The organism is Leptospira borgpetersenii serovar Javanica, from assembly GCF_003046425.1.
Classification (GTDB): Bacteria; Spirochaetota; Leptospiria; order Leptospirales; family Leptospiraceae; genus Leptospira; species Leptospira borgpetersenii.
This window is the reverse complement of sequence record NZ_QAJG01000048.1, coordinates 1-7,044: the sequence shown is the minus strand read 5'-3', so window position 1 is coordinate 7,044 and position 7,044 is coordinate 1. Positions and strand designations below refer to the sequence as shown.

General features: G+C 39.5%; 5 protein-coding genes and 1 pseudogene. 1 reads left to right on the top strand and 5 read right to left on the bottom strand.

All coding sequences use genetic code 11. The features are described 5' to 3' along the window. Positions 1-106: 106 nt before the first annotated feature. Positions 107-370 (bottom strand): annotated as a pseudogene (locus tag CLV95_RS19575) (hypothetical protein); the annotation flags it as partial. 112 nt (positions 371-482) lie between these two features. Beyond that, the gene (locus CLV95_RS18240; RefSeq protein ID WP_002724620.1) at positions 483-710 is read right to left on the bottom strand and encodes a DUF1858 domain-containing protein; all 228 of its coding nucleotides are present in this window, start codon (positions 708-710) and stop codon (positions 483-485) included. 154 nt (positions 711-864) lie between these two features. On the opposite strand from CLV95_RS18240, the gene CLV95_RS18235 reads away from it, so the two are divergent. After that, positions 865-1,275, top strand: coding sequence for a 6-carboxytetrahydropterin synthase (locus CLV95_RS18235; RefSeq protein ID WP_002724626.1), 411 nt, complete (start codon positions 865-867; stop codon positions 1,273-1,275). 794 nt (positions 1,276-2,069) lie between these two features. Here the strand turns inward: CLV95_RS18235 and CLV95_RS18225 are convergent. The 3 genes from CLV95_RS18225 to CLV95_RS18215 form a co-directional block, all read right to left on the bottom strand. After that, positions 2,070-2,642 (bottom strand): hypothetical protein, encoded by a 573-nt coding sequence (locus CLV95_RS18225; RefSeq protein WP_016758061.1) that lies wholly within the window; start codon positions 2,640-2,642, stop codon positions 2,070-2,072. Positions 2,643-3,691: 1,049 nt separating this feature from the next. Beyond that, on the bottom strand, positions 3,692-4,696 hold the full coding sequence (locus tag CLV95_RS18220; protein ID WP_002734349.1) for a sulfate ABC transporter substrate-binding protein: 1,005 nt from the start codon (positions 4,694-4,696) through the stop codon (positions 3,692-3,694). A 28-nt stretch (positions 4,697-4,724) separates the two neighbouring features. Next, positions 4,725-6,557, bottom strand: a complete 1,833-nt coding sequence (locus CLV95_RS18215) for an alginate export family protein (RefSeq protein ID WP_002734566.1) — start codon at positions 6,555-6,557, stop codon at positions 4,725-4,727. Between the last annotated feature and the right edge of the window lie 487 nt (positions 6,558-7,044).

The window sequence follows — 7,044 nt, the reverse complement described above, 5'->3', positions numbered from 1 at the left end:
CTCTCCCCTCCACCCAAAATCAGGGTGGGGCGTAAGTTTCACAGAGGATTTGTAGTAATTCCGACAGATTTATCTTCAGATCCAAGTATTTGTGGGTAAGGTTATGGTAGGCTGCACCCCAGTAAAGATTTCCTTCGAGCGAACAGACATTTCCCGCTTTTCCTTTTCCGCACGCGAGCTGAGTTCCGTCGCACAGAGGCACGAACACTTCTATCCGGACCGCTTCCACGGAGAAGAGCGAAATGAAAACGAAGAACCAAGAAAATCCGATCCATCGAAAGGAACGTTTGAAGAAGGAACGTCGTGTCTGCATCGGTTTTATAACAATTGAAACGGGGTGAAAATCGATTGAATGAAAAGTGCTTCTAATAAACGTTCTTTCACGATTGAGAATTGTTTGAAAGAGGATTTTAAAAAACGAGGAATTAAAAATAGAAAGGGGAAAGTCCCCGGAGAAACGATCTTTCTCCGGAGAAAGTTTTTTAGTCTTGAGAATCTTCAAGAAGATTGTTCAGGCTTTCAATCAGAACATCCACTTCCACGCCGTAGCCCATACAAACCTGCTCGATCGTTTCAAGCTCGTTGATGGAACAGTGGGAGCAACCTCCTAAATGGTAGCTTGAAAAAACAAGTCCTGCTTCTGGATGCACGGCCATAGCCTCGCCTACCGTCATTTCCTTATAAAATCTTGGCTTGACCACTTCTGTCATTGAATATCTCCTATCATTAAAATAAACGTATTGAAAAGAAACTTTACGGGACTACAAACTGCAAAAACACTAAGGTTCGTCTCGTAGGCTATAAAACCGTCTTAAATTTGCGGTTACTTCCAATATATAGACATGGGAAAGAAAGTCAAGAGCTATGTTTTTTGAAGAATCAGGAAGATTTTATATTCGAATCGAGGAACGTTTTGAATCCTCACATTTCCTCTACAAATATTTTCCGGATGGTTCGGACGAACCTATACACGGACATTCCTGGAAAGTGGAACTCTATCTTTCCGGAAAAAAAAATATCGGCGAGGACGGGATCAGTTTTGATTTTTTGACTTCCAAACAGAGACTTAAGGAACTTGTAGGAAAGTTGGATCATATTCTGATTAACGAGTTGGAAGAATTTAAAAAGATCAATCCGACTTCCGAAAACATTGCGCGTTGGTTTTATCATTATCTTAAAGGGAGTGTACATTCTGCCGGGGGAAGAGTGGATAAAATTGTCATTCACGAAGGCCCCGAAAATCTCGCCTTTTTCGAACCAACATCACTTCCGTAAGAAGTGATGTTGCGAAATCGCAGCGCAGTAATGAAATCAGAAACTCTTTTTACTATTATTCAGAGAGTTTATTATTCTCTCTTCATCATTGACTTACTGTGGAATACGTTAGCCTCTCAAACACATGTTTATCAATGAACGAATCGGAATTTTTAAGCTGGGGGACGGTTCTTACGGCTGCCGGTGAGTTTACGAAAACACTTTTACTGATCTCTATAAGATTGGGGTACCGTAATTTTTATTTCAAAGCACTGTTTCAGTGCAAAATATTAAGCATTCTTCTGAGTAGCCTCATGGTTTTTAGTTGAGACTGTACTAAAGATGAGAACGGCAAAAAAGAGATTTAGGGAAATTATCTCGGTATTACTGACCCCTATAAAACAGAGTACCGTTAATTTGAGCATAAATCCCGCGTTTGATGAAGAATTTTAGACACTCTATTATGTAGAGATGAGTAGTAGGCGCTAAAAATTGAATGTAAATATTAAAAGCGAGTGCGCTTACATGATTACTCATCCCTGAGAGAAGTTAAGGGATTGGAACTGATACCCTGAAATAGGTTCCCTTTGTCTTGTAGTGTGTAAAACTTTACTTCGACTGACAGAATGTTCATAGTGTTGTTTTTTTTAGGGCGTTTTTCTATTATGTGTTCTATGAGATCGAAAAGAATTGTTGTATTAAAAATGAACACGAACATTTTATTTTTATATCACTAGGTTACATAAACGAAACTGAGAGATCTTACAAATATGTATCTTTATAAAATGGGATTCTATAGAAATACGACTAACGTCTTACATATTAAAGTAATATCTTAAACCGTTACCGTCTAACCAAAAGTATCGATATCTTCTCTGGAAAAGGACATTCGATTCTTTAAGAAACTTTTCTATTTCTTGAATCGGATAAATTTTCCATCGCAAGTAATCCCCACGTGATAAGATGTTTTCCAGAAGTTTTTCATTTTCGGTCCACCATTCGTACCAATTTCTGATCCCTTTTTCCCCTTTGATCAAAGACTTAAAATAAGGAATATAAGATTGAAGCAGTTTTTTTCCTTGAGATAAGTCAAATTGGTTTAAGTCGATCGGTGTAATCGAGTTGGGAGTAGCAGGAACTTCCCAACCGCCTATCCGATTGAAGAAGGAAATGGGTTCTTTTGCTGTTTTATCCATGGGGGCGCGACAACCGTGCAGTTTATCATTTTCGGCATCATGAAAAAAAAGCTCATAACCTTCAACACTCCTATCATGGTATAACGCTGTATATCCGACATAGGTATATCTTCTATGTCGTTGAAATGTATCGAATGCTTCTTGCACTTCGAATTCCATCCCCACCCTATTTACGGTAATAAAATAAGACATACGATTCGGCCAACTTGATATATTCCTAAATTTAGAACCAGCGTAATGTTGGAGTCGTTTCGGAAAAACGGACAAGTTATGTAGAATTTTTTTCCCTAAATTCGATGATTTACTTGAGATAATTTAAAACCGGGGAATTTTTCCTTTCGTTGTAATATTTTTCGATATAGCCAAATAGAAAATATTTAGAACTTGTCCCCAAACCTCAGATGTAGGAACTCTTACGAGAGTGTTCCAACGATAAAATCCGTTAGAAAAACCATAAATCACCAATCTGCGGGAATTTTCACGCTCTATTACGAACTTATGAAATGATTGTGCCGATTTCTTTTAAGGTTTCGGGACAAGTTTTTAACTTCCTTTATTCATAAAACTGACGACCTCGAAATAGTATTGTTTTTATGCACCCGGTTCGTATTTCGGGAGTCTCTTCTGTAAAACCCAAAAAGATAAATAAATGATATTTGTAATATTCAATAAAAATAAAATGTCATCTTTGGATTGATTTCTTTCGTTTTGGCTTCTAGGGCTTCAGGATTATTTCTACTTTCTACTTTCTACTTTCTACTTTCTACTTTCTACTTTCTACTTTCTACTTTCTACTTTCTACTTTCTACTTTCTACTTTCTACTTTCTACTTTTGTTTGCAGTGGTTTTTTGCAAAATTGCTGTTTTCAAAGGATTCATTTTTTGTATATTACCCGAGAAATTTCTTCTTTTTTTAAATTTTAGAAATTATATCAAAAAAGAAAAAAATTGTACTACACGCTGTGTCCCAAAGGGATTTTCATTTTCAGGTATTGTATTCTAGAATGTTTTAGAGAAATTAAAATCGAATACGAGCATATGAGCAATTTTGAAAGTTATAGAAGGTAAGCGCGGGGATTTAAGTGCTAATTTATATAGTGATTCGTGATGTTTCAAAACTATCGCCGATTTCTATTGAAATCGGCTTTGGGGTCGTTATTTGTCCAAAAGAATTCTTTTATTTTTCAATAGAAGAATGGTATACGAGGTTTTCATTTTCTTTTAGAGATATTTTTCGTTTTTTACTTAACGTAGAGTTGATCGAAAGAAGCTCCGTCTGCAAAATGATCTTTTTGTGCTTTATGCCATCCGCCGAAATGCCCATCCACGGTGATCAGGTCCAATTTTGGAAATTTTCCTTCGTACTTTTTGAGAATGGTCTGATTTCTCGGACGATATCCGTGTTTTGCGATGATTTCTTGTGCCGCATCGGAATAGAGAGACTTGAGGTACGCCTTTGCCGTCTCTAAGGTGCCGTGTTTTTCCGCGTTCTTTTCCACGATCGCGACGGGTGGCTCTGCGAGAATACTCAACGACGGAATAACGACTTCGTATTTATCTTTTCCAAATTCTTCTAAGATAAGAAAAGATTCGTTTTCCCAAGCTATCAATACATCTCCGATACCGTTTTGAGCGAAAGTGTTGCTAGAACCTCTGGCTCCCGAGTCGAGAACGGGAACGTTTTTATATAGCGTTTTTATAAAGTCCTGAACTTTATTCGTATCGTTATTGAACTTTTTCTGAGCGAAAGCCCAAGCGGCTAGATAATTCCAGCGTGCTCCTCCGCTCGTTTTTGGATTCGGTGTTATGACGCCGACTTTAGATCGAACTAGATCGTCCCAGTCTTTTATATTCTTGGGATTTCCTTTTCTGACTACAAATACGATCGTAGAAGTATAAGGAGTGCTGTTGTTTGGAAGGCTTTTCAACCAATCCCTCGAGATCAGGCCTTTCGAAGCTATGATGTCGATATCGTAGGAGAGTGCGAGGGTGACGATATCCGCTTCGAGTCCGTCGATCACAGACCTTGCTTGTTTACCGCTTCCGCCGTGGGATTGATTGACTCTTACCTCGTCTCCCGTTTTAGATTTCCAATAACTTGCAAAAAGTTTGTTATATTCTGCGTAGAGTTCTCTCGTAGGGTCGTAAGATACGTTGAGCAGATTTACGTCCTTTGAGAAAAGTCCGGCGCTCGCGTTTGTTATGAGAAGAACAATTAGAATTGATTTAAGAATTTTTGTTTTCATATTGATTCCTTAATTTTGATTTTCTGGATTACATTGCAAATTGAACGAACAAGAAGAAGCTGTAGGACTTATGGTCCAGCGTGTATCTGTCATTGACGTTCGGGGCCCAAGGATTGACTCTTGCGTTTCTTACCGAGTCTCCCGCGAGTAAATAAGATCCACCCGTCCAAATCGAGACGTAGTCTTTGAGATAGAATTGATAAATTAAATCGAATTCGTAGAAAAGACGTTTTCCTCCTCTTTCTCCCAGTTTATAACCGCCGAATGCGGAACCGGTCGAATTTTCGGTGGTAAGTCCCGTATTTGGAGTACCACCCGAAGAATACCATGCGTCATTTTCGGAAGCTTTTTGAATATCGTAAGCGACGAAGATGAATCTTCCGTAGTTTGCGGAGTTATACATCAAGTGAACGGATTTGGTTCTTGTGTTCGACCAGAAAGTAGCGTTTACGATCCCATTTCCGGAATCGAAATAAGGGAAACCTCCAGATCTCGTCGCAAAGGACGCGTCGTATGTTGCCACTTTATTGTCCGTTCTATTTGGGTCTCCAGAACCGATCGAATATTGAATGCCTATGCGAAATCGATCGAAAAAGGTATATCCAGTTTGAGCGATGAAAAATTTGGAATCGTATTCCACGTTTTGGGTATAGATTCTTTGAGACTTCGGATTTCCGTCCACGGTTTGTTTGAGAGTATCCCAACCCGCGTTGATCTTTTGACCGTTGTGTCCGTATTGCCAGGAGGCTTCTAAGGTCCAGTCCCAGGATTTTGTTTTGGGTAGACGGTTGTTATCCGTTCTATTTGTTAAACGAAGTCCGACCGTATTTAAATCGTCTCTTTGCCTTGTCCTGTCCAGACTTGTGGTAGGGTTCGGGCCTTGTTCCCATTTTTTGTCGATGTTGAAATAATAAAAATCCACGAGGAAGTCCTCGAGTTTTACCGTGTTGTATAAACCGGAAAGGTAAGTGTCGTTGACGGTACCACGTTTGACTCCGTTTGCGGTATTGTTGCCGCTGCCTGCATTTGAGTCTTCCGCTATGATGGAAGTGAATGCTTCCGAGTTGAAATATTTGGAGTTGTATTTTACACGAGCTCCGTCGAAAGAGTTTCCGGTTTGACCGTCGTTTCTACCGCCGACATATCTATTATCTCCGAAACCGAAGATCTGCCTTCCGATGAAAACTTCGAAACCTTCCGCGAAGTTTTTTAATTGTACAAAACCCTCTCTTAGATCCGTGTTGTTTTTAATACTTACGGAATTTGTGGCGGTTGGTGCGGCGCTTAATTCGGCACCGGCAGAATTGGAAAGCCCCAGGTAGCCGAGTTGTCCGTCTTTACGAGATTGTTCGCCACCGAAGACGCGAACGTCTTGGATCGTGACTTTAGCGGCGACGTAAGGATTCGGATCTATGACAAAGAAAACCTGGGAGTTCTGAGTCGCAAAATTTCTATCGTCCTGAGTTCGCTTATCAAAATCAGCGTTGTGGCTGTAATCAAAACGGGGGCGAACTTGGAAACCCGCACGGAAGATGTCTCCGAACCAGAGTCGGTCTGTTTTTCTCATTGCATCTTGGTGTTCCGGAGAAAGAAGCATGGACTTCATAAATTCTCCGGGAAGTTTTCCTTTGTACGGACTTTTATAAGGCTCTTCCTTAGCGAGTTCCTGTTGGATTTCAGGAATTCCTTTTCCATCATTTGCTTGTTCTTCATATTTTACATTGGAAGGCGGATCTAAATTGAGAACTGGGCTGGGTGAAGACTTTTTCTCTTTTGGAATGTCCTGCGAAAATAAGCTCAATGGTGGAATCGTACAGAGGAAAAGAATTCCTGCCGTCATTTTAATTTTAGTATGTTTCATCTAAATCCTCCGCTTAGAAATTTTTACCAGAAAGAAGGGTTGAATCTGTGCAGTCAATATAAAATTCATCATATTAGAAATATTTCTTATATTTGAGAAAAATATCCGTATTTACGGAGAGCGCTCTTTGCAGAGGAATAAAATTTCGTTTTATTTGATGGATGAAGCCTATTTCTCTAAAGTATAAATAGGCTCTTAGATGAGTCAAATATTTATTATTATAAATAAATATGTTTATTTTTTGTCAAAAATGGTTAATTGCGCGTGAGTTGACTAATGTGAAAGCGATTCAAGCGTAGTGGAACTCAAGCGAAACGCTTTCTCCAAACTCAAGCCGTTTCCTACCGGCGCTCTGAAAAACTCAAGTGCATCGCTCCCTACCATAACCTTACCCACAAATACTTGGATCTGAAGATAAATCTGTCGGAATTACTACAAATCCTCTGTGAAACTTACGCCCCACCCTGATTTTGGGTGGAGGGGAGAG